Source organism: Petrotoga sp. 9T1HF07.CasAA.8.2 (genome assembly GCF_002895585.1).
Lineage (GTDB): Bacteria > Thermotogota > Thermotogae > Petrotogales > Petrotogaceae > Petrotoga > Petrotoga mobilis.
Genome location: NZ_AZRI01000029.1, coordinates 91,672 through 113,431, shown reverse-complemented (window position 1 = coordinate 113,431; position 21,760 = coordinate 91,672). Strand labels below are relative to the sequence as shown.

At 33.9% G+C, this 21,760-nt stretch carries 19 protein-coding genes; 8 read left to right on the top strand and 11 right to left on the bottom strand.

What is annotated here, in order from left to right:
• The first annotated feature begins 7 nt into the window (after positions 1 to 7).
• The 6 genes from X925_RS06400 (at position 8) to X925_RS06375 (ending at position 8,105) form a co-directional block, all read left to right on the top strand.
• Positions 8 to 988, top strand: coding sequence for a glycoside hydrolase family 68 protein (locus X925_RS06400; RefSeq protein WP_103066633.1), 981 nt, complete (start codon positions 8 to 10; stop codon positions 986 to 988).
• The gene (locus tag X925_RS06395; protein ID WP_121959468.1) at positions 985 to 1,710 is read left to right on the top strand and encodes a DeoR/GlpR family DNA-binding transcription regulator; all 726 of its coding nucleotides are present in this window, start codon (positions 985 to 987) and stop codon (positions 1,708 to 1,710) included. The genes X925_RS06400 and X925_RS06395 overlap by 4 nt, the downstream gene beginning before the upstream one ends.
• A gap of 130 nt (positions 1,711 to 1,840) precedes the next feature.
• The gene (locus X925_RS06390) at positions 1,841 to 2,290 is read left to right on the top strand and encodes a hypothetical protein (RefSeq protein ID WP_146026693.1); all 450 of its coding nucleotides are present in this window, start codon (positions 1,841 to 1,843) and stop codon (positions 2,288 to 2,290) included.
• Positions 2,291 to 2,295: 5 nt separating this feature from the next.
• Positions 2,296 to 5,541 (top strand): PD-(D/E)XK nuclease family protein, encoded by a 3,246-nt coding sequence (locus tag X925_RS06385; RefSeq protein WP_121959466.1) that lies wholly within the window; start codon positions 2,296 to 2,298, stop codon positions 5,539 to 5,541.
• Between the two features lie 116 nt (positions 5,542 to 5,657).
• The gene (locus X925_RS06380) at positions 5,658 to 7,517 is read left to right on the top strand and encodes a GumC family protein (protein ID WP_158245432.1); all 1,860 of its coding nucleotides are present in this window, start codon (positions 5,658 to 5,660) and stop codon (positions 7,515 to 7,517) included.
• A 36-nt stretch (positions 7,518 to 7,553) separates the two neighbouring features.
• The gene (locus X925_RS06375; RefSeq protein ID WP_103064936.1) at positions 7,554 to 8,105 is read left to right on the top strand and encodes an N-acetyltransferase; all 552 of its coding nucleotides are present in this window, start codon (positions 7,554 to 7,556) and stop codon (positions 8,103 to 8,105) included.
• A 46-nt stretch (positions 8,106 to 8,151) separates the two neighbouring features.
• On the opposite strand, the gene X925_RS06370 is transcribed toward X925_RS06375, so the two are convergent.
• Both X925_RS06370 and X925_RS06365 read right to left on the bottom strand, forming a co-directional pair.
• Positions 8,152 to 8,754 (bottom strand): outer membrane beta-barrel protein, encoded by a 603-nt coding sequence (locus X925_RS06370; protein ID WP_121959464.1) that lies wholly within the window; start codon positions 8,752 to 8,754, stop codon positions 8,152 to 8,154.
• Between the two features lie 91 nt (positions 8,755 to 8,845).
• Positions 8,846 to 9,379, bottom strand: coding sequence for a hypothetical protein (locus X925_RS06365; protein ID WP_121959463.1), 534 nt, complete (start codon positions 9,377 to 9,379; stop codon positions 8,846 to 8,848).
• Between the two features lie 136 nt (positions 9,380 to 9,515).
• Here X925_RS06365 and X925_RS06360 point away from each other — a divergent pair, with 136 nt between their 5' ends.
• Positions 9,516 to 11,120 carry a gamma-glutamyltransferase family protein gene (locus X925_RS06360; protein WP_121959462.1) on the top strand — a complete coding sequence of 535 codons (1,605 nt, stop codon included), beginning with the start codon at positions 9,516 to 9,518 and terminating at the stop codon, positions 11,118 to 11,120.
• 77 nt (positions 11,121 to 11,197) lie between these two features.
• Positions 11,198 to 12,400, top strand: a complete 1,203-nt coding sequence (locus X925_RS06355) for an MFS transporter (protein WP_158245183.1) — start codon at positions 11,198 to 11,200, stop codon at positions 12,398 to 12,400.
• On the opposite strand, the gene rbsK is transcribed toward X925_RS06355, so the two are convergent.
• From rbsK to X925_RS06310, 9 genes are all read right to left on the bottom strand, one after another.
• Entirely contained in the window at positions 12,395 to 13,312 is a 918-nt protein-coding gene (gene rbsK / locus X925_RS06350) for a ribokinase (protein WP_103064931.1), read from the bottom strand. The genes X925_RS06355 and rbsK overlap by 6 nt on opposite strands.
• 57 nt (positions 13,313 to 13,369) lie before the next feature.
• A complete protein-coding gene (gene rbsB, locus X925_RS06345; RefSeq protein WP_012208749.1) occupies positions 13,370 to 14,239 on the bottom strand; it encodes a ribose ABC transporter substrate-binding protein RbsB in 870 nt (289 codons plus the stop codon).
• Between the two features lie 102 nt (positions 14,240 to 14,341).
• Positions 14,342 to 15,241, bottom strand: a complete 900-nt coding sequence (locus tag X925_RS06340) for an ABC transporter permease (protein WP_041534308.1) — start codon at positions 15,239 to 15,241, stop codon at positions 14,342 to 14,344.
• A 16-nt stretch (positions 15,242 to 15,257) separates the two neighbouring features.
• Complete coding sequence (locus X925_RS06335; protein WP_121959461.1) at positions 15,258 to 16,748, bottom strand: sugar ABC transporter ATP-binding protein; 1,491 nt, start codon at positions 16,746 to 16,748, stop codon at positions 15,258 to 15,260.
• Complete coding sequence (rbsD, locus tag X925_RS06330; RefSeq protein ID WP_121959460.1) at positions 16,748 to 17,143, bottom strand: D-ribose pyranase; 396 nt, start codon at positions 17,141 to 17,143, stop codon at positions 16,748 to 16,750. The genes X925_RS06335 and rbsD overlap by 1 nt, the downstream gene beginning before the upstream one ends.
• A gap of 1 nt (position 17,144) precedes the next feature.
• Positions 17,145 to 18,128: a LacI family DNA-binding transcriptional regulator gene (locus tag X925_RS06325; RefSeq protein ID WP_121959459.1), complete on the bottom strand. Its 984-nt coding sequence runs from the start codon at positions 18,126 to 18,128 to the stop codon at positions 17,145 to 17,147.
• A 161-nt stretch (positions 18,129 to 18,289) separates the two neighbouring features.
• Positions 18,290 to 19,165, bottom strand: a complete 876-nt coding sequence (locus X925_RS06320) for an ABC transporter permease (RefSeq protein ID WP_121959458.1) — start codon at positions 19,163 to 19,165, stop codon at positions 18,290 to 18,292.
• Positions 19,166 to 19,181: 16 nt separating this feature from the next.
• On the bottom strand, positions 19,182 to 20,237 hold the full coding sequence (locus tag X925_RS06315; RefSeq protein ID WP_103064926.1) for an ABC transporter permease: 1,056 nt from the start codon (positions 20,235 to 20,237) through the stop codon (positions 19,182 to 19,184).
• Complete coding sequence (locus X925_RS06310; protein WP_121514959.1) at positions 20,234 to 21,748, bottom strand: ABC transporter ATP-binding protein; 1,515 nt, start codon at positions 21,746 to 21,748, stop codon at positions 20,234 to 20,236. Before X925_RS06310 ends, X925_RS06315 begins: the two co-directional genes overlap by 4 nt.
• Positions 21,749 to 21,760: the final 12 nt, after the last annotated feature.

Sequence of the window (21,760 nt, the reverse complement as noted above, 5' to 3'; positions counted from 1 at the left end):
ATGTTTTATGACGCAAAATTCATCATGCTTTAAATTGAAAAACAAATACATTTGGGATCTCTGGTTTCTTAAGGACAAAGAAGGTACTTGGTTCAAATATTTTTTAGAATCACCCAGCACAAAAGACCCTGAAGACAGGCATTTTCATTCTTCAATAGGCTTAGCCAAAAGTCAAGATTTAATTAATTGGAAATATGAAGGTATTATATTATCCTCAAATCAAAACAAATGGGACGATACCTCTATTTGGACTGGAAGTACATTTTATTACAACAACGAATACTATCTCTTTTACACTTCAAGAAACAGTAAAAAACCCAACGAGCAACTCATCGGTTTAATAACTTCAAAATCCCCTGATTTCAAGAACTATACAAGAATTTCAGATAACGAACCACTTTTAAGAATAGATCCAAATCTTTATGAAACTAATTCTTACGATGGTATGATACATTTCAGGGATCCTTATGTTTTTCAAGAAGGTTCTGATTTTTACATGGTTTTCTGTAGTAGAAGAAAAGATGGTGAGATCAAAGCAAGAGGAACTGTGGGAATAGCTACCTCTAAAAACTTGATAGATTGGAAAATTCTCGAACCGTTATCTATACCTAAATGGTTTGACAATACCGAATGCCCGTATATTATTAAAAAAGATGGCATATATTATTTGCATTTTTGTTCTAATTCATTTTCGGATAACTTCAAAGAACAAACAGAATTAGATCCTATTCCTGGAGATTATTTCTTAGTAAGCGAAAATTTAAAAGGGCCATACACAAAGACCGCAAATGGACCAGCATTGTTTAAACCGCAAATTGAAAAAATCGCCTACAATACGCAAATAGTTTCACAAAAAAACGATAATTTTATCTTTTTTTGGCAAAAAAGTGAATCAGAGTTATGTCCAATATTTTCACACAGAGGACCTTACAAAATATGGTACAATAATTATGGAATATCTATCGAGAAAGAGGAGTTTATGAAATGAAAACAAATAGCACTAAATTAATTCCAGAAGAAAGACGAAGAAGAATACTTCAATTGCTTGAAAAAGAGGGAAGCATCACAGTTTTTGATCTCTCTCAAATATTAAAAGTTTCCTTTTCCACAGTTCGAAATGATTTAAATTATTTGGAAAGGGAGGGACTTATAAAAAGAACGCATGGTGGAGCCATTGCTAAAGAAAGGTTTAATCCTCTATTTCAAAAAGAAATTGCAGGACATGCAAAAGAAAAATTGGAAATTGCAAAGTATGCGGTTCAATTTGTAGAAAACGATGACACAATATTTATCGATGCGGGAAGCACTACCCTTGCTTTTACTGAAGAATTAATCAACTCTAATAAAAAATGCCATATAGTTACAAACTCATTATACATTATAAACGCCCTTTCTAACTCCACTGAAATAAATCTACACGTTTTAGGCGGAGAATTTATCCCCAGTAATATGAACTTTATTGATTTAGAGCAAAACTTCGAAAAATATAAGTTTAAAAAAGCCTTTATGGGAATTAACGGATTCAACGAGGAGGGCTTCTATGTCCATGAACTGAGTGAAGCAAATTTTAAAAAGAAAATTATAAAATCAGCAAAAGTTGCATATATCCTAGCAGATCATTCCAAATACAATAAAATCTGTGCTAACTTGGTTGAAAAATGGAAACAAAATTATATTTTAGTTACAGATGATAGAAAAATAGAAGTATAAGGGAGTTAATCTTCTGTTTAACCAATCTTTTTCACGGACATGTAATATGATCTAATGCGGTGAATTGAGATAATAAATATGATATAATTAAATGAAAACAGAGTTACAACATGAGAGAGGTGAAAAAGAGTTGAAAGGATTTTTAGCAATCTTCCTTCCATTTGCAATAATTCTTTTGCTTTTTGGTTTTTCTTCACAAAAAGCCTCGACAACAGCTCAGCCATCTCCTACACCAGCCCCAGAAATACCTTCATTTTCAGAAGAAGATGAAAATTTGTTCGAAGTCACTTTTATAATCACTTCCGTTCCAGCAGATACACCTGAAGATGCTTCAATTTATATGATGGGGAACTTCAACAATTGGTTGGTGGGAGATGAAAATTATAGGTTTGAAAAAATGGATGATGGAACCTACCAATTGACTCTAAGAATGCCTCCAAATACTGAAATCGAATACAAATATAACCGTGGCAACTATGATTATATAGAAAAGGATTTCTTTGGGAACGAAAGAGAAAATAGGACTTACAAATTTGAATATAACTTCGATGAAGTGAGAAACGAAATAGAAAGCTGGTAGAAAAAATGAGGAAGGTCTATTTTTTTGACTTAAATCCAGAACATTTTAAAAACGTTGGAGATCTTATACTTCCTTTTTACAACGAAGACCCTCTGAACTTTTTGTTTCTAGGGCCTTCTGGTTTTTATGTGAAGCAAGTGGCAGAATATATTGCCTCACAAACAAAAAAAACTATAAATCGTGATGCCTTCAGGGTTATAAACCAATATGTGACTGAGACGCTAAAAACATACCAACCACAATCTGTAATACTGGATAGAGATTTTTTGAAGGTATACATCGAAAATGAGATAATGGATTTAATAGAAGAAGAGAAAAAAGACGAAGAATTTTCTGAATATCTAAACGTTATATCCAAATCTCAAAAATCAGTGGAGTACATATTAGATATTTTCGAGAAAAAATGGGAAATTTCAAGGGTTGAAGATGAAAAAATCGTTGAATCCTCTGAAGAATACAAGTTGCTTGATGATTCTATAGATAACAATTCTAATTTGTACATGCTTTACACAAAATTAGAAAAAAAACTCGAAGATATTTTAGAAACGAAGTTCGATATGTCTATTAAATACCAAAGAAATTACGATCCCGTTAGTGTGTACAAATGGTTTTATGAGATTTTACCTAACAGATTGAAAGAAGAGGGGAAAAAATATATAGGGAAAAGGGTCGTTATTTCCGGATTTTTTGATATTTCTCCAGCCGTTAATAAAACACTTAAAGCTTTCTTTGATCTCTTTGAAGAGGTCCATTTTATTACTTGGGTCAACATAGAAGACAGAAGTTTTGATTCAATAACTAACATACACAACTTTTTAAAAAATGAAGGGTTTGAGTTCCAATCGAAAAGGAAAGGTTTAAAACGGATTTTTGAAAATACTAATATTGAAATCTTTCCCATGAACAACGATGTTTCTGAAATAGAAATCCTTACAAAAGAAATAAAAAGAAGATTGATAAGTGAAAATCTTTCGCCTGATGATTTGGGGATCGTTGTTCCCAATAATTCAACTGCAAAATTATTGGCGGATTATATGGAAGATGCCAAGATACCTTACAGGTTCAAAAATGATGTTTCGTTAAACGAAAGCCAAATAGTTTTGATACTTCTTCAACCAATTAAAACGCTGGTGAGGGGTTGTGAAGTTGAAGATATCTTGGCGATGATTGAAAGTGGTTACGGAGGAGTAACTGAGCTGACAATGGAGCAGATAGAAAATTATCTAAAGCATTTAAACTTATTCTATGACATACAAAAATCCTCACTCAAAAACCGAAAAGAAAAATGGCTGAATACTATTGAGAAAGAAATAGAAAAAAGAAATTCTCAACTTAAAGGCACAGAAGAAATAGAAAGGATAAGCGAAGAACTCAAAGACTTAAGGGAATTAAAAAAATGTCTGGGAAACATATTTTCTCTTTTAGAAGATATCCAAAAAAGCAAAGATCGAAAAAGGTACTTCAGTGTTTCTGATTACAGAGAGTTGGTGAAAGAATGGATAGATACTTACCTATCTCATTTCAACATACTGAAAACATACGAGGATGTACTCCCCATTGAGAGTCAATTAAATGCATTAAAAGCCTTCGAAACACTAGTATTCAATGTCGAAGAAAATTTGGAAAAAATTCTAAAGTCAGATAAAAATTTAGGAATTGAAAAGTTCTACAAAATACTTTCTTCTCTAATTCAGATTGAAACGTATAGAGAATCCGAAAGGTACGATAATACGGTAGAAATAATGAGCCTTGAGGACTCAAGATTTGTAAAGAAAAAATACAAATATTTTGTCGGCTTTACCGAAGAAAACTATCCTTCAATAAAGGTCAATCCTTTCATCACATCTATGAGTAACGAAGGGACCTTAATCGCCAGACATTCAGAAAAGATCAGTAGAAGAAACTTGTTTATCTCCATGATTTTCGCTGATAATATTATATTTACATATCCAAACGCTAAACTAAGTGGAGAACCAATACTACCCTCTCCATACGAAAAAGAGTTTAGGAACAACTTTAAAAACGTTAAATATTCCAGTGAGTTTCTCTCTAAAAAAGAGATCCTACCAACAGATCCAGAAAATATATTCTCTGATACAGAAGCTACTATTTATTACATATTGAACGGGAAGAAAGAATTTTTACAGAGTAAACACTACACTGATATTGAGAGATTAAAAAAAGAGATAACTAATCCAAGCTGGCAATTGTATAAAAATACCGATCTTGGACGGTTAAGCCATACAAAAATTACTACTTATGTGGATTGCCCGTTTAAGTATTACCTAGGTATAGAAGGTCGATTAAATGGAGATAAAGATTTTGGGAAGTTTTTCGATGGACTTATAAAGCACAGGGTGATGAAAGAGATATTTTCCAAATACAAAAATTATGAAGTTATGTCCCAAAAAATTCTCAACAAAGAAGAATTGAAAGAAGAAATAAAAAATATCATTGAAGATATTTGGGAAGAGTATACAGACGATTTTTTACAAACCTATCAAGCTATAAAAGATGTGGAAAGTGAAATAATAACAGAAGATATTTTAGATAGTATAGAAGACATACATCGAAATTATATCCATTTCAAAAAAGGTATAGATCTCACTTATTCTCAAGTTATAGCTACAGAGTTGGAGGTAAATTCAAAGATAAATATCGGAAATTTTCATGATGTAGACTTAACATCGAGAATAGACAGGGTAGATCTTTTAAACGGTAACTACGCATACCTTCTTGATGAATTCGACGAACAACTATTGCCAGGAACGTACTCAATTATGGATTACAAAAGATCAAAAAATTTCCAAAGTGAACAATTGCTAATTTATTACCTAACCTTATTAAATAGCGAAGAATGGAAAAACAAATTAACAAATTCTGATGTATATCTAAAATTTCAAGTAGTATCAAAGAAAAAAGATCATAAAAATGATAATTTTATAAAAATACAGAAAGGCCAGATTATATATAAAGAGCACAAGTCTAAAGCAAAATACGTATCTTTTGATATTAAAGAATTCTACACATGGCTAGAAAAAGTTTTTCAAAACATCAACAGATCTAATTTCACTCCTATAGCAGTAAAAGAAAGAGAAATACGAAGGTTCTTAGAAGAAATGCATGATAAATACAACAACGCAAAAACAGGGGAAAAATATTACGACTGCTCTTCTTGCCAATTCAGAAGTTTATGCGAGTTGATGCAGTACAAAAAGGATTTTAATATGAACATAAAAAAATACCTTTGAATTAAATGCCCCATATGGTAAAATATTTTGCATAAAACAAAATAAAGGGGCGCCAAATATCACCTTTCAGAGTTTCAAAACGCAGTAAAAAAATAACTTAAAATTGGAGGATGGAAATGGAAGAAGAAAGAGAACTAACCTTTTCAGACATACTCAGAATTTTTAAAAGAAGAAAGTGGACTTTTCTAATTATTTTCCTCTTAACTATCTTTTTAACAGCGTTTTATTTGTTTTTCATGACAACTCCCACATATGAAGCAAAACAGGTTATAGAATACAAATCAAGTTCTCCCCAACCAAGTGTCTCTTTAGGGTCTGCCGCAAACTTGTTAGGAATCAGTCAACCGTCTCCAGCTGGTTTAACCACCGAAATTGAAAGGATGAAATCCGATTGGGTGTTGGCAAACGTTGTAAAAGAGCTCAACCTTGTAGAAAAAGCGAATGAAAACAAAGGGTTAATTGCCCGATTAAGAGGCTCGGAAGTAACAGAAAGAGATCTCATTGATTCACTAAAAGAAGGTATAAATATACAAAATGTTCAAGATACTAATATGATAGAAATAAGATACCAAAGTTCTGATCCAACTATGGCTGCTTCGGTTGTGTCACTTGTATATTCTTACTACACCGATTATGCAGAAAACCTTTATTTTGAGGATTCTCAGTCTTATTTGAATCAAGTTGAAACGTTATTTGAAGATGTTTCTCAGCAATATGATCAGATAAATAAAGAAGTTTTAGATTTTCAAACTAAAAATAAATTGTTAGCTTCTTCTTCAACTTCATCTCAAACATTCGATAGTTTAATTAGTTATTATTCAGAAACCTATATGAATATACTAAAATTAGACGCAGATAAAAACCAATTAGAAATTAGAAAGCAAGCTATAGAAGATAATATTTTCAAACTGAGTCCAGAAACTAAAGAGTTTATACTAACAAACACAGAAAAAGATACACCTGTTAAGGATATAAAATCTAAATTAGTAAGTGACACCATAGAATTAGAAACTTTAAAGTTAAATTCCCCTAGTTCTCCGAGAATAGGTGCTTTGCAAGCAGAAATAACCGTTTTAGAAAACGAGTTAAAAAAGAGTCTTGAAACAATTTTTTCCAACGATCTAAACTTTCTTGCATCGATTGATATGGGAACTTTTAATGAATACACGGGGATAATTACACAACTCCAACTGTTCGATGTAACAAGACAAGTATATGAAAATATGCTTCAAGTTATAGATGAAGAAATTTCGAAAAGCTCCCCCGTTCTTTACGAATATTTTCTATTAACACAACAACAAACCATCCTTCAAGCTAGATATAATACATTATTAACTGCCTTAGAGCAAGAAAGAATGAAGGCATCACTGTACGATAACAAATTCAAAGTAATAACCTCCGCCTATGTTCCAGAAAACCCTGTATCACCAAACTCCACCCTCACTTTAGCTATTGGAGGGGTATTGGCAATATTTTTAGGGATTTTGGGTGTTTTTGTAAAAGAAGCAAACGATAAAACGGTGAAAGATCTATACGAATATGAAAGTTTATTTGGGGTTCCTGACATCATTTTAGATGACTCAAACGATGCCGAGAAAATAGTTAATTATGTTTATAAAAAAGATTTTAAAAAGTTTGGATTGCTATTTTTGGGAAATTTCTCAGTTGCCCAGAACCTTTCCCAAAGAATTTACAACATCTTGAATACAATAAAACCTTATAAAACGGAGTATTTCACTTCGATAGAAAACGAAGATTACAAAGAAAAGTTTGAAAAGTTTGAAAAGTTTAAAAACACTAATGAGGCTTTTATTATGTTTGACAATTTCAACAACAGTGATTATATACTATACAGAGATGATTTAGAAAAAATTATTATATTTATAGAAGAAAAAACAACCAATTTGGAAGATATAAAGGAGATTTTAAAAAAAGAAAAGGATCCCACCGTTGTTTATGTGAAAAAGAAAAGATAAAATCCTTTGGAGGTGTCGGTAACGAAGCTCGAATTAATGAGCAAAGAAGAGTTTGAAATATACAAAAAGAAAATGTATGAAGAATATGCAAAAGTTTTGGCTGAGAATTTGTTGATTCCATATGAAGAAGCCTTGGCAAGAGCTGAGGATCAAATTGATACCATCTGGAACGAAGATGTTAAAAAAGGGAAAAACTACGGTTATAATGTTATAACAGGTAATAACGAACACGTCGGAAGAATATGGGTTTTTGTTAATTATAGTTCTAAAAAAGCGTTTATATACGATATTAGGATTTTTCCACAGTATCAAAAAAAGGGACTTGCAAAGAGTGCTATAAAAGAATTAGAAGAAACATTAAAGAAAGAAAACGTAAAATCTCTTGAATTGAATGTCTTTGGAAACAACAAAGTTGCGTATAATTTGTATAAAAATCTTGGATTCACCGAGACATACATTAATCTGATGAAAGGCTTTCAAAAACAGAGAATTGTAACTTTGCCAAAATTTTTGAAATTTTTAGAAACTCTCTTTTTAAAATCAGGGTATAGAATAGTCGCTATCGAAATGAGAAAAAAATTAAAATAAAAAACCTCCGTAAGGAGGTTTTTAAGTTATTTTGTTTACTTTTAAATTAGAATTGTACGCCTGCGTAAACCTTGATTTTTGGTCTCAACTGGAACTCACTCTTATAAACTTCGTCATAATCCTCAGCTACTGTTGGTTTTTCAAATAAGACATCTGCACCTACATTCATGTCGAGGTTTTGAACTACAAAGTTTGCTCCAGCTCCACCGCCGAAACCTAAACTATTTGCTAAAACCTTATCGTCTCCTAATCCAAAGGAATAGTTAAACAACCCTTGGACATACATTCCAAATGGTAAGTCTGGGAAGAAGGCATTTAAACTCTGCCTGTAACCAGCATTCACGCCCACCATCATTTGAGCTACCTCTTCAGTAGCAGTAGCGGAAGCTGTAACTGCTGCATTAGTAGCAAATTCTGTTGGGAAATAGTAATCAAAAGAACCGCCGACTAACAACGCTCCGCCTTCTACACCCAATCCATCGAACAAATAGTTTGCACCTGCACTGATCCCATGCATCGTTACATCTTCTACTGTATCTACATCAGTAGCGGCTAGAGATGTATTTACATATCCAACTGTTACTTCAAATGCAGCGAAACTAAAAACAGCTAACATACCTACCAACAACGTTGCGAAAACTTTTTTCATCTTTGTTCCCTCCTCTCTGAGATTTTGTAGAAATTATGATAAAAAACTAACAAACATACTTGCTTCATTGTATCATACTTATTTTATATCTCTAAGAAAAAATGAATACATTTTGTTGAATTTCGATGAAATCTGGCGTATTTTGTTTAAAAAGGTTAAGAGAAAGTATGTAATCTAACCTACTGTTTTTCTGAACAAACTTATTTGCTAATTCATTTTTATAAGAGTAATCGTTTTTATGATTTTTATTATTAACGTTTGGATCTGATTTTATAAATTTATCAGAAAGACTTTTAGATCGGTTATGTGATTTGCTTGCTATCGAGTTAAAATTTGAACTGTAGTCTTGATTATAGTTTAGATCATTCAATTTTTTTATTTTGACAGTGTGATCATCGGTAGAAGCTAAATAATATACGCCTATAGTAATAGTTGATTTTTCTTCTTGATCCATTTCCGTCTCGCCAATCAGTTTCACTAAATTGAGATTACTAGGAATAGAAGAAACTAAAGACAAATTATCCAAATCTGCAAATTCTGTGTAAGATGTATTAGTTGCAAAAGATGAAAATACAAACAATAGAAAAATTAATAAAATGCTAGTGAATTTCGTAGCTTTTATCATAATTACTTCACCTCCTGAAATTAACCCGTTATATCGTCATAAAAAATCTGTATCTACGCCTCTTTCATTTATTTGATTTCAATGATATAATAGATTACATTCCTTAAAATTAGATTAAAAGAAAGGGGTAGTTCAGATGTTTGATCCATTAAAATTTGCTTATCCATCAAGAAGGATCCCCATTTATGCGAAAAACGGAATGGTAACAACAACAAACCCATTAGCTTCTGAGATAGGTATAGATATTTTAAAAAAAGGTGGTAATGCCTTCGATGCGGCTGTTGCAGTGGCAGCAGGCTTGACCGTCTTGGAACCTACTTCCAACGGTATAGGTAGCGATGCCTTCGCTATACTTTACAAAGACGGTAAACTATATGGATTGAATTCCAGCGGATACGCTCCAAAAAATCTCACCTTGGAACTAATGAAAGAAAAAGGGTTTGAAAAAATACCTCAGTTTGGTTGGGAATCAGTAACTGTTCCAGGTGCTCCGGCTGCTTGGGCAACTTTGTCTGATAGATTTGGTGTCCTTCCTTTTGAAGATTTATTAGAACCATCCATAAAATATGCAAATGAAGGTTTCCCCGTTTCGCCTGTGACAGCAAAATCATGGCAGAGCGCTTTTAAAAGGTATAAAAAAGAGTTGAAGGGAGAAATTTTTAAAACATGGTTTGAAGTATTTGCCCCGAATGGGAAGGCACCTGATGTTGGAGAAATTTGGGAATCAACTTATCACGCAAAGACTCTAAAATTAATTGCTGAGACAAAGGCAAAAAGTTTTTATTCTGGAGAGTTGGCACAAAGGATGGTTACATTTTCAAAAAAGACGGGAGGCTACTTTTGCCAAGAAGATTTAGAAAGTTATGAACCTATATGGGTAGAACCACTTAGTGTAAATTACAGAGGATTTGACGTATGGGAATTACCACCAAATGGACAAGGTATAATTGTTTTGATGGCTTTGAACATACTAAAAGGCTTTGAAATGAAATGTAAAGAAGATCCAGAAAGTTACCACAAACAAATAGAAGCCTTAAAATTGGCTTTTAGTGATGGTTTAAAATATATTACTGATATAGAAGATATGAAAGTGTCAGTAGAATCCCTTTTATCTGAAGAATATGCAAATCAGCGAAGAAATCTTATAGGTGAATATGCATTATTACCACAAGCAGGGGATCCATATTCTGGAGGAACGGTTTACTTTGCAACTGCGGATAAAGATGGAAATATGGTTTCTTTCATTCAAAGTAACTATATGGGATTTGGTTCTGGAATAGTAGTTCCAAATACTGGTATAAGCCTTCAAAACCGAGGAACAAGCTTTTCTTTGAATGAAGAAGATCACAACTGTTTAAAACCACTAAAAAGGCCATACCATACCATTATACCTGGATTTATAACCAAAGAGAACAAAGCGATAGGGCCTTTTGGAGTTATGGGAGGGTACATGCAACCACAAGGTCATCTACAATTTCTTAATAATTTTATTGATTTTCATTTGAATCCTCAGGCAGCTTTAGATGCTCCAAGATGGCAATGGGTAAAGGGCAAGGAAATTATGGTAGAAAAAGAATTTCCGACGTATATTCTAGAGTCTTTAGTAGATAAAGGTCATCAAATAGAGGTTTCATTAAATTCCTCTAATTTTGGAAGGGGACAATTCATATATAGAACGGACGATGGTGTACTGATAGGGGGCACCGAACCAAGAGCGGATAGTAACATATCTTGCTTTTAAAAGAAATTTAATGTAAATTCCAAAAAGATTCTAAAAAATGGTGGTACAATATAGTTAGATAAGCTAACTATATTGAGGTGAGTAAACTGACGCAAAAGGTTATTAATCTGCTTATTTTTTCGTCCATAAGTAGCTCTTTTTGGGCAATTTATAGGGTTGTTTTTAATTTATTTTTAAGAGATTTGGGTTATACAAATCAGTTCATTGGTCGAATGACCTCTTTAGAGATGTTGGGTGCTGCCATCCTAGGGATCTTGATAGGGATCCTGGGGGATAGAATCGGAAAGAAAAAAATGATAATTATATCTTCCATAAGTTTTGGTATTCTATTATTGATCAGAAGTACGTTTCCTTATAAAAATATTTTATTAATCCTTGGATTTTTAAATGGTGGATTCATGACCTCTAGGAGATTACTTTTGGATTCTTATCTGATGGATGTTACCGATAGTTCAACTCGAGGAGCTGCTTTTGGATACAATTTTGCTATTTTTATGGCTAGCGGTGTTTTAGGGAATTTCGTAGGTGGTTTTATGGGAGAATATCTGGGTTTAGGGTTGACTCTTTACATAACAGGGATATGTTATGCCATATCACCCATATTATTAAGAAAATTACCCGAAAGCGTTAGAGATAAAAGAGTCACCCTTCAAAAAGTTTTAGACTTTTCCCAATACAACAAAGAAGAAAAATACATTTTAAAGTACTATCTTTTAAGAACGGCAGCAATATCTTTTGGAGCGGGATTGTTTGTCAATTTTGGGAATATTATATACAAAGACCTCTTCAACATGTCTCCTTCCTTGATAGGTATATCTCTGTCAATTGCACAATTTGGGGCGGCTGCTGGCTCTGCCCTTTCACCAGTACTTGGTAAAAGATTTGGTCCTTTTAAATATACATTCATTTTAAATGGTATAGTTATTCCGTTGATTATATGTTTAGGTTTCATCCGAAATCCTTTTGTTTTTGTTGTTATTTATGCACTAAGATTTACTTTCACAAATATGACCAACCCTGTGGAAACATCCTCTGTTTTGAGTGCTCTACCAAAGAATAGAGTCACATCGATATATAGCCTTAGAAACGCCGCCAATTTTTTGACAAGGTCTTTGGCTGCATTTATATTTGGAATCGTAAGTGTATTACCAAGTGGTTATACTTACTTGTTCTTAATTAGTTCAGTGTTTTATACGCTCGCACTAATTTTCATGTATAAATTATTCGTTCCTTTGAGGAAAAACGGTGTTTTGCATCAATTGTACAGTAATAATTCATAAAAAGCGTTTTAATACTTCTTCCTTTTTAGGGATTGAAGACTGAGCTCCTTTTCTTTCAACAGAAATTGCGGCGGCGGTATTGGCAAAGTTAAGGCTTTTCTTTAAATCTTTTGTTTCTGAAAAAGCTACGGCAAATGCTCCATTAAAGATGTCTCCTGCACCGGTACTATCAACAGCTTTTACTTTTAGAGGTTTAATTTTCGCTAAGTTTTCATCTTCATCAATGTATATAACGCCTTTATCTCCCATCTTTACAATCAAATTTTTTACCTTGCTAATTCTTTTAAATTCAAGCATTGATTTGTCGAGGTTGTTTTCGTCGAAATCTATCTTTTCTTTTTCACAAAGGAACATAAACTCTTTAATATTGGGAGTTAAAAAATCTATACCGTTTAAACTTTCTATCTTTGTATTTCCAACAGGGGCAGGATCGTAAATAATAGTTATCCTTTTTTCTTTTAACTTAGAAATAGCGTACTCAACGCTTTGCATGGGAATTTCATTCTGCAATAAACAAATATCTATTTCATCACCATATTGATCAAAAAACTTATCTATTTTCTCTTTGTCCACATTATCGTTGGCACCCGAGAAGATAATTATTCTATTTTCTCCATTTTTATCAACCTCTATATAAGCCCTACCTGTTTTTTCATTCTTTTGCACGTAATAACCTTCTATTTTATACTTTTTAAAGTTTTGAGAAATTTGATTCCCATATTCGTCATCACCTAGGCAGCTACAAAAGTAAACAGGCTTTTCAGATAACTTAGCGGCTGCAACTGCTTGATTTGCCCCTTTGCCCCCAAAATAAAAGTCCAAGGAAAGGGCTTTTTGGGTTTCTCCAGGAAGTGTAAAATGTTCAACGTTGAATACAATATCCATGTTACTGCTACCAATTACAGCGATCATGAGGTTATCTCTCCTTTGGATAGTTTCAGTAAAAGGGGCATAAAGCCCCTTTTTAAGTTATTTTGTTACCAATTGAAGTGGAACGGGGAAGTAAATTGTCTCTGTGGTCAAATATTCATAAGCTTTTTCAACTGCCAGTTCCCCCATTGTGTAAGGTTGTTGAGCTATTGTTGCACTAAGTTCACCACTTTCAACAGAAGCTAATGCATCGGGAGTGGCATCAAACCCAACAACGATTATATCTTGTAATTTCCCAGCAGCCTTTATTGCTTCCAATGCACCTAAAGCCATTTCATCGTTATGAGCAAAAACGGCGTCTACATCAGGATAGGCCTGAAGTAGGTTTTCCATAACGGTTAGCCCTTCAGCCCTGTTGTAGTTTGCTGTTTGTCTGGCTACTACTTCAATACCAGGATATTTCGATATTTCTTCGTTGAAACCTTGACCTCTTTCTCTTGCAGAAGAAGTTCCAGGAACTCCGACCAATTCTATAACCTTTCCTTCTCCTCCTAATTGTTCAGCAATAAAACTACCTGCCATCATTCCTCCAGCAACGTTGTCTGAAGCTATATGGAGCAAAACTTTTCCACCATTGGCACTTCTATCAACAGTTATTACTGGGATTTTAGCATCGTTTGCTTCTTCAATAGCTGATACAATAGCGTCGCTGTCCGTGGGATTTACTAAAATCATGTCGACTCTCTGTAATATCAGATCTTCTATGTCGTTTAGTTGTTTTGCTGGATCGTCTCGGGCATCAACTACCAACAGTTCTACCCCTAATTCATTTGCTTTATCTTCAGCACCGTTTGCTAAGTCAACAAAAAATGGGTTGTTCAATGTTGAAACCGATAAACCTATCTTTACTCCAAAACTAAACGTTGAAACAAACAACACTAACAATACAAATACTAATACCTTTCTCATCTTTCTCTACCTCCTTTGATATGTTTTTCTCAGCGCCCTTCCCCCGCTCCCCACCCAAAAGGAAAGGGAAAGCATTATCCCTTCGCCTATCGAAAAATGTTTTTATTCCTCTTTTTCTGAAAGAACAGCTAACAGTATTATGACCCCTTTAACTAAATCTTGATAAAATGGGGAAATATTCATCAAGTTCATTCCGTTGTTAATTGTTCCCAGAAGAAGGGCACCAAACAACGTTCCTAACACTCCACCTTTTCCTCCAGCTAAACTTGCTCCACCCAAAACGACTGTTGCTATTGCGTCAAGTTCATACCCTTGCCCAAAAGTGGCTTGAGCGCTGTTTAATCTTGCTGTCAAGATTATTGCGCTGATCGCACTAAAAAGTCCACTCAACATATAAACAACGGTTTTATATCTATCTACGTTTACTCCACTGAGTTTCGTGGCTTCCTCATTTCCTCCAATTGCGTATATATACAATCCCAATTTTGTTTTTTTCAGTATGTAAAGGGAAAGAAAAAATATACCTAACATAATCAAAATGGGGACTGGTATACCAAATATATCCCCTCTACCCAAAAATCTAAAACTATCTGGGAAAAGTGAGATGGGGATTCCTTCAGTGTATGCTAAGGTTAAGCTCCTTCCTATAGCCATTGTAGCTAATGTTACAATGAAAGGTTGGATTTTGCCTTTCGATATGACAATTCCATTAAATGCCCCTATCGCTGCGCCAATTAATAAGCCTACAATTATTCCTAATAGGACTCTTCCATCTTTGACTATGGAAGCCATAACAACAGCACTAAAAGCAAAGGTTGAACCAACAGATAGATCTATTCCTCCAGAAATTATTACAAGTGTCATTCCGAAACCGAGGATAGCCATTATTGAAACTTGTCTAATGACATTAACGATATTATAGAGATTAAAAAAGCTGTCTGTAAAAATTGAAAGTACCACAAACAAAATGATAAAACCAACAAGGGCAGGATTTTTTCTCATAAAAACTAAGAGAGTTTTAAACAATTTCAACCAACCCCATTCCAGCTTTTAGTATATTTTCTGGTGTCATTTCTTCCTTTTCCAATAAAGCTGTTTTCTTTCCTCTGTGCATTATCAGAGTTCTGTCACATAACCCCAAAATTTCCGGAATCTCTGAAGTCACTAATATCACTCCCATTCCTCTATTAGCTAAATCGTTTATGAGCTTATAAACTTCAATTTTAGCTCCAACATCTATTCCCCGAGTAGGTTCTACAAGGATGGCAATTTTTGGTTGTTTTAATAAGAATTTTGCTAATACAACCTTCTGTTGGTTTCCGCCAGATAAGTTTTTCACCTTTTGTTTGTTAGACGATACTTTTATATTATATTTTTGGACCTGATTTTTAGTTTCTTCGATAGCTTTTTTCCAATCAATATTGAAAATAGGAGCGAATTCTTCAGCATTGGGAATGGTTATGTTCTCAACAACAGTCAATAGCTGAACTAGCCCTTGGGTTTTTCTATCCTCAGGAACCAAAACTATACCCCTTTTCAAAGCTTGAGAGGGAGACTTGAGCTCTTCTACCTTTTGGTTTTCTACAATAAGGTTTTTGAAAGTTGATTTGTATGCCCCAAAAAGTCCCAATGCCAGTTCTGATTTTCCACAACCAACCAATCCTGTTATTCCAAATATTTCCCCTTCCCTAACTTCAAAAGAAAGTGGGTAGACCTTTCCAGGAATTTCAAATTCCTCAACTTTTAGGGCAATTTTGTCTCTTACCTTATTAAACTTGGGGAACATGTCTTTTATTTCTCTTCCTACCATCATCTTTATCAGGTCATCTTGGTTTAGTTCTTCTAAATTTCCAGAACCAACCAATTTACCATCTCTAAGAACGGTTACTCTATCGGCAATTTGATAAACTTCTTCGAGTTTGTGGGTTATAAAAATAATAGAAATCCCCTTTTCTTTAAGATCCCGCATAACCTTAAATAAAGTACGTGTCTCGTGCTCGGTAATTGTAGCAGTAGGTTCGTCCATAACGATAATTTTGGCTTGTGATGCTATAGCTTTAGCAATTTCTACCAACTGTTTTTCTGATACGTTTAGATTAGAAACCTTTATTTTTGGGTCAATATCAAAATCAAGCATATTTAGATATTTTTTTGCTTCGATAGCCATAGATTTAAAATCGATATTCAAGAAATTACCTTTCTCTTTTCCTAAAAATATATTTTCTGCAATCGATAAATTTTCAGCCAGCATTAATTCTTGATGTATTATAGATATTCCTCTTTTTTTGGCTTCTATTGGGGAACGAAAGGTTACTTTTTCCTCACTTAAAATTATCTCGCCGCTATCTGGCTGATAAATTCCACCAAGTATTTTGATTAACGTACTTTTGCCAGCCCCATTTTCTCCAAGTAAGGCGTGTATTTCTTTTTCTTTTAAATTGAAACTGACTTTGTCAAGCGCTAAAACCCCTGGAAAGGTTTTGGTAATATCTACCATCTCTAATAACATTAAAAAATCACCCCTGAAACCAATATAATGTTTGAAAAGGGGGTACATTCTCCAGTTCTTATAAAAAATTTGGAATTTTTTGCTATATCTTTAAACTCTTCATGTGATTTTTTCTCTATCTCAATATTTGAAAATATATCGAGCACTTTTTGATAATTTTTAAGATTATTTACTTCCATCTCACCAGCAATAATAACTTTCTCAACTTCTAATTCGTATAAAACCATTTTTATGGTATCGATAAAATTTGGTATACCTTTATCAAAAACCAAGTCAACAAATGTGACATCTTTTGGTATTGGATAACCCATGTCAACTATACTTAACATATCTTTATGCCCCATCGATGCAACAAAATATGATATCTGAGAATTAAATATGCCTTGCTTTTTCAAATTAGTTTCTCCTCCTCGTACTTTCTCGAATTATTATCTCGTTCTCAAACTGTTTCACAGGAATGTGATCGATTGTTTTTGAAAGTATTGTAAAGATCATTTCTCCGGCCGTTTTTCCCATTTCATATATTGGTTGTTTCACAGTGGTTAAAGGTGGCGAGAACATTTTACTAAAGGCGATGTCATCGTAGCCTGTGACGCTTACATCTTTTGGAACTTTCAAACCTTTTGTTTTAAAATGTTCTATAACTCCATAAGCCAACAAGTCATTTGCACATACCACAACGTCGGGAAGACTTTTAATCTTTTTAGCCACCGAAATCCCCGATTCATGAGTGTACTCTCCCTCAAATATTTTGTAATCTATCTTGTATTCATTTGCAAAATCTTGGAAGGCTCTTAGTCTCTCGGCTGCACTGAATATTTCTCTCTTGCCGCTTATAAATATGAATTTTCTGTGATTTGAATTGTATAGATATTCAAGTAATTTATACATTCCATTGTAGTTGTTTGAACAAACGTAAGAAAATTCATTGTTTTTAATGATCCTGTCTATGAAAACGGTTTTTACATTTCTATTGATGAGACTTTCAACATGGTCACCAATGCCTGAGTATAAAATCCCGTCGACTTTCTTTTCGATCAATGTTTTAAATAATTTTTTTTCTTCAGCAATGTTGTTATCAGAATTGCATATAATCAAAGAAAAGCCTTTTGATCTTAGAAAATCTTCTGCTCCTCTTACTATAGTTGCAAAAAAAGGGTTGGCAATATTTGGAATGATAATACCTATTGTCTTGGTGTATCCAACTCTTAAACTCCTGGCGAGAGAATCGGGATAATAATTCAACTTTTCAATTGCCTTTAAGACTTTTTCTTTTGTTTCTTTTTTTACCGGTAAGGAACTGTTTACTACCCTTGAAACAGTTGATATGGAAACCCCTGCTTCTTTTGCTATATCTTTTATGGTTATTTGCTTATTCATAAAAAACCACCTTGTTACAATTATTATGCAAACGTTTTCGGAACTGCTCATTCATAGTATATCCCTAAATAATTTAAATTGCAAACTTGATTATGGGGGATTAGAGGAGATTAGACGGAATTATAGTCAATTAACTCAATTTTTCTTCTGTTTTCTTAATTTTATTCATTTTTTTCTTTGCTTTTGTTGGAACTGTATAAGAATAAGACCACCAGAGTAATTACATAAGGTAACATGGAAGTGATTTGTGGTGGGATATTGAAGTTTTGAAGAGTGAAAGTCACACTTTCAAAAAATCCGAACAGCAAAGACATTAAAAGTATTCCTAAAGGACGACCTTTTACCAAGATTATTATAGCCAAAGATATCCATCCTCTACCGTTTGACATATTTTCGCTGAAAAGGGTAACGTAGCCTAAGGATAAGTATGTTCCAGCCATGGAAGAAAGTATACCTGAAAGTAGTATAGAGGTAAACTTCATTTTATTAGGGCTAATGCCTAAAGATCTTGTGGTTTCTGGATCTTCCCCTGTTGCCCTAAGTCTGAGACCAAATTTCGTGTGAAATATTATAACTTCTAACAACAAGGCTAAAAGTATTGTTATGTAAACAATAAAAGGATGATTGTTCAATATTTGTGAAAGAATAGGAATTTGATTTAAAATGGGTATGTCCCATGTTGGAAGAGATTCTATCTTTGGAGATATGAAAGCACCTTTTACGTCGAAAATATTCCTTAAAAGGTACGTAGTTCCACCCAAAGCGAGCATATTTATACCGATTCCTGTCAAGAATTCGTCTGTTTTAAGGGACAATGCAAATGCCGAAAAAATCAGGGCAACAACAGCTCCGGAAATCACTGCAAACAACATGCCCATTGCCCAACTTTGAAAAAGATAGCTTCCCAAAACTCCGAAGAAAGCCCCGATAAGCATCATACCTTCCATAGCAATGTTGAATACGTTAGCGTAATAGGTAAAAGTGCCCCCCAACGCTGCAAGAAGTATAGGAGTTGCGCTACTGAAACTGTCTCTAATTAATAAAGAAATTATATCAGTCAGAGGATTTCACCACTCTTTTTGCTTTCAGAGAAGCTTTGATTTTATCACTGTAGTAAGATATCGTACTCCTTGTTGCAACAACCAATAAAACGATTATAGCCTGAAGAACCATTGTGAATTCAGAAGGTATTGATACCTCGAATTCCATACCTATTCCACCTGCTTTAAGAAACCCGAAGAATATTGCAAAAACTGAAGTTTCAACTACTCCGTTACCTCCCACTATGGCAAGCATTACTCCATCCCAGCCATAATTTGCTCCTATTCCTTTAATAAACCTATGTTGAGTCCCACCTAATATCAACAAAGCACCTGCTAAGCCGGAAAGGAACCCTGTGTAAAACATAACCCAGATTAAATTTTCTTCATTTTTACAGCCACCTATCTTTGAAAAATCATAATTATGTCCCATCATACGCCATTCGTAACCTTTTTTTAGATAAGTCACAACAAAAAATGAAACAAAGACCATAAAAATCGCTATGAAAAAACTGATATTTATTCCGTTTATAGTGGGAAGAAAAAATTCTCTTTTTATCATATGAGTGGCGGGAACATACGAGTTTTCATCCAAAAATGGGTAGGTCGCCAAGTACAAAGTCAAGTAATCTGCTATGAAATTCAGCATTAAAGTGGTTATAAATTCATCCATTTTATAATACTTTTTTAGTACACCAGCCAAGCCGCCATATAAGCCCCCAACGATACCAGAAATTACCAAAATAACAAATATCCCCAAGATTCCTGGTATGGGTAGATAGTATCCTAAAAGCGCAGCGGTCAAAGCTCCAACAATTAGTTGTCCTGGTTCTCCAAGGTTCACCACGTTTGAACTGAATGCTATTGCTGCAGCCATACCCGTTAATATCAATGGGGTAGCGTTGTTTAAAGTTGAAGAAAGAGAAAACCATGAAGCTAATCCGTAATTAAATAATGCTCGATAAGCTTCGATAGGGGAATTTCCCTGGAGTTTTATCAAAACCGCAGCTGCAAGAAAAGACAAGGCTATACCAATGATTCCTGTTAATATTTTATTTAAACTTTTCATAGTTTAGCCCCCAACATGTATTCGCCCACTTCTTCTTTTGAGTGAATTTTGGGGTCTAATTCAGCCACTATTTCTCCTTTTCGTACCACGTACAACCTATCGCACATAGATAAAAGTTCATCCAGATCTGCAGAGATCATCAGAATCCCTTTCCCTTTTTCTCTCATTTCAAGGATAACGTTATGAACATATTCGATTGAACCAACATCTAATCCTCTGGTTGGTTGGTCCAAAAGCAAAAAAGGCGCATCGAGGCTGAATTCACGTGCAACTATTAATTTCTGCTGATTTCCTCCGGAAAGACTTTTAGGAACATCGTTTATACTTCTTGAAAGGATGTTGTATTGATTGATCAAATCTTTCGCAAATTTTTTAGCCTTTTTCCAATCCATGATGTATTTGAATTTTGATAATCTTTCACCTAAGTGGTGAGTCATTGAAAGATTTTCTACTAAAACAGCGTTCAAAGCTAATCCAAATCTTTTTCTATCGGCAGGAATATAACTTATTAGTCTTCTTCTTTTTCTAATAGGGAACTCTGTGATATTTTGATCTTCTATAAAAATTTTTCCGTGATCCGGATAAATTTCACCGATTATTGTTTGTACAATCTCGTATTGACCGTTGCCTTCGACACCTGCTAAACCAACTATCTCACCTGATCTAATAACAATATTGATGTTTGACAATAGGTTTATCTTTGTTTTATTCGAAGCAACGGTCAAATTTTCACATTTAAAAACCTCTTTACCTGGTTCTTTTGGGACCTTCTTCACTGTTAGCATGACCTCTTTACCCACCATCATTTTTGCCAATTCACCTTTTGAAAGGTTATCGTTCTTTAAAGTTGAGATAATTTTTCCTCTTCTCATAACTGTTATGATGTCTGAGATTTCCAATACTTCTTCCAATTTATGACTGATAAAAACAATGGTTTTACCGGTATCTCTAATATTTCTTATCTCTTTGAATAGTTGCTGAGTTTCTTGAGGTGTTAATACCGCTGTTGGTTCATCAAAAATCAATGTGTCAACCTTTCTGTACAACAATTTTAGAATCTCCACTTTTTGTTGGGCTGCGACAGAGAGGTTAGAAGTAGTTGCTTGTAAATCAACAGCCAAACTAAACTTTTTGGTAATCTCTTCTAACTCATTTAATATTTTTTCTTTATCTAAGAAGCCGAAATTTTTTGTCTTTTCCATACCCAGAACAACGTTCTCGTATACCTTAAAAGAAGGAACGAGCATAAATTCTTGGTGAACCATACCTATCCCAAGTTTAATAGCTACGTTTGGGTTAGTTATTTTTTGTTCTTGACTATTGATAAAGATCTCCCCACTGGATGGAGGTACCATACCGTATAAGATCTTCATCAACGTGCTTTTTCCGGCTCCGTTTTCGCCAATAATAGAGTGAATTTCTCCTTTTTCTAAGGAGAAATTCACTCCTTCCAAGGCTAAAACATCAGGTGGGTATACTTTATAAATATCTTTTATTTGTATATATGACATTTAGAACCACCT

What these genes read in the sequence shown, in the direction of transcription:
- X925_RS06400 (WP_103066633.1), top strand. Translation starts at nt 8, where the DNA reads ATGACGCAAAATTCATCATGCTTTAAATTGAAAAACAAATACATTTGG.
- X925_RS06335 (WP_121959461.1), bottom strand. Translation starts at nt 16,748, where the DNA reads ATGTTATTAGAGATGGTAGATATTACCAAAACCTTTCCAGGGGTTTTA.
- rbsK (WP_103064931.1), bottom strand. Translation starts at nt 13,312, where the DNA reads ATGATCGCTGTAATTGGTAGCAGTAACATGGATATTGTATTCAACGTT.
- rbsB (WP_012208749.1), bottom strand. Translation starts at nt 14,239, where the DNA reads ATGAGAAAGGTATTAGTATTTGTATTGTTAGTGTTGTTTGTTTCAACG.
- X925_RS06310 (WP_121514959.1), bottom strand. Translation starts at nt 21,748, where the DNA reads ATGTCATATATACAAATAAAAGATATTTATAAAGTATACCCACCTGAT.
- X925_RS06365 (WP_121959463.1), bottom strand. Translation starts at nt 9,379, where the DNA reads ATGATAAAAGCTACGAAATTCACTAGCATTTTATTAATTTTTCTATTG.
- X925_RS06325 (WP_121959459.1), bottom strand. Translation starts at nt 18,128, where the DNA reads ATGAATAAGCAAATAACCATAAAAGATATAGCAAAAGAAGCAGGGGTT.
- X925_RS06370 (WP_121959464.1), bottom strand. Translation starts at nt 8,754, where the DNA reads ATGAAAAAAGTTTTCGCAACGTTGTTGGTAGGTATGTTAGCTGTTTTT.
- X925_RS06380 (WP_158245432.1), top strand. Translation starts at nt 5,658, where the DNA reads ATGGAAGAAGAAAGAGAACTAACCTTTTCAGACATACTCAGAATTTTT.
- X925_RS06315 (WP_103064926.1), bottom strand. Translation starts at nt 20,237, where the DNA reads ATGAAAAGTTTAAATAAAATATTAACAGGAATCATTGGTATAGCCTTG.
- X925_RS06375 (WP_103064936.1), top strand. Translation starts at nt 7,554, where the DNA reads ATGAGCAAAGAAGAGTTTGAAATATACAAAAAGAAAATGTATGAAGAA.
- X925_RS06395 (WP_121959468.1), top strand. Translation starts at nt 985, where the DNA reads ATGAAAACAAATAGCACTAAATTAATTCCAGAAGAAAGACGAAGAAGA.
- X925_RS06360 (WP_121959462.1), top strand. Translation starts at nt 9,516, where the DNA reads ATGTTTGATCCATTAAAATTTGCTTATCCATCAAGAAGGATCCCCATT.
- X925_RS06340 (WP_041534308.1), bottom strand. Translation starts at nt 15,241, where the DNA reads ATGAGAAAAAATCCTGCCCTTGTTGGTTTTATCATTTTGTTTGTGGTA.
- X925_RS06385 (WP_121959466.1), top strand. Translation starts at nt 2,296, where the DNA reads ATGAGGAAGGTCTATTTTTTTGACTTAAATCCAGAACATTTTAAAAAC.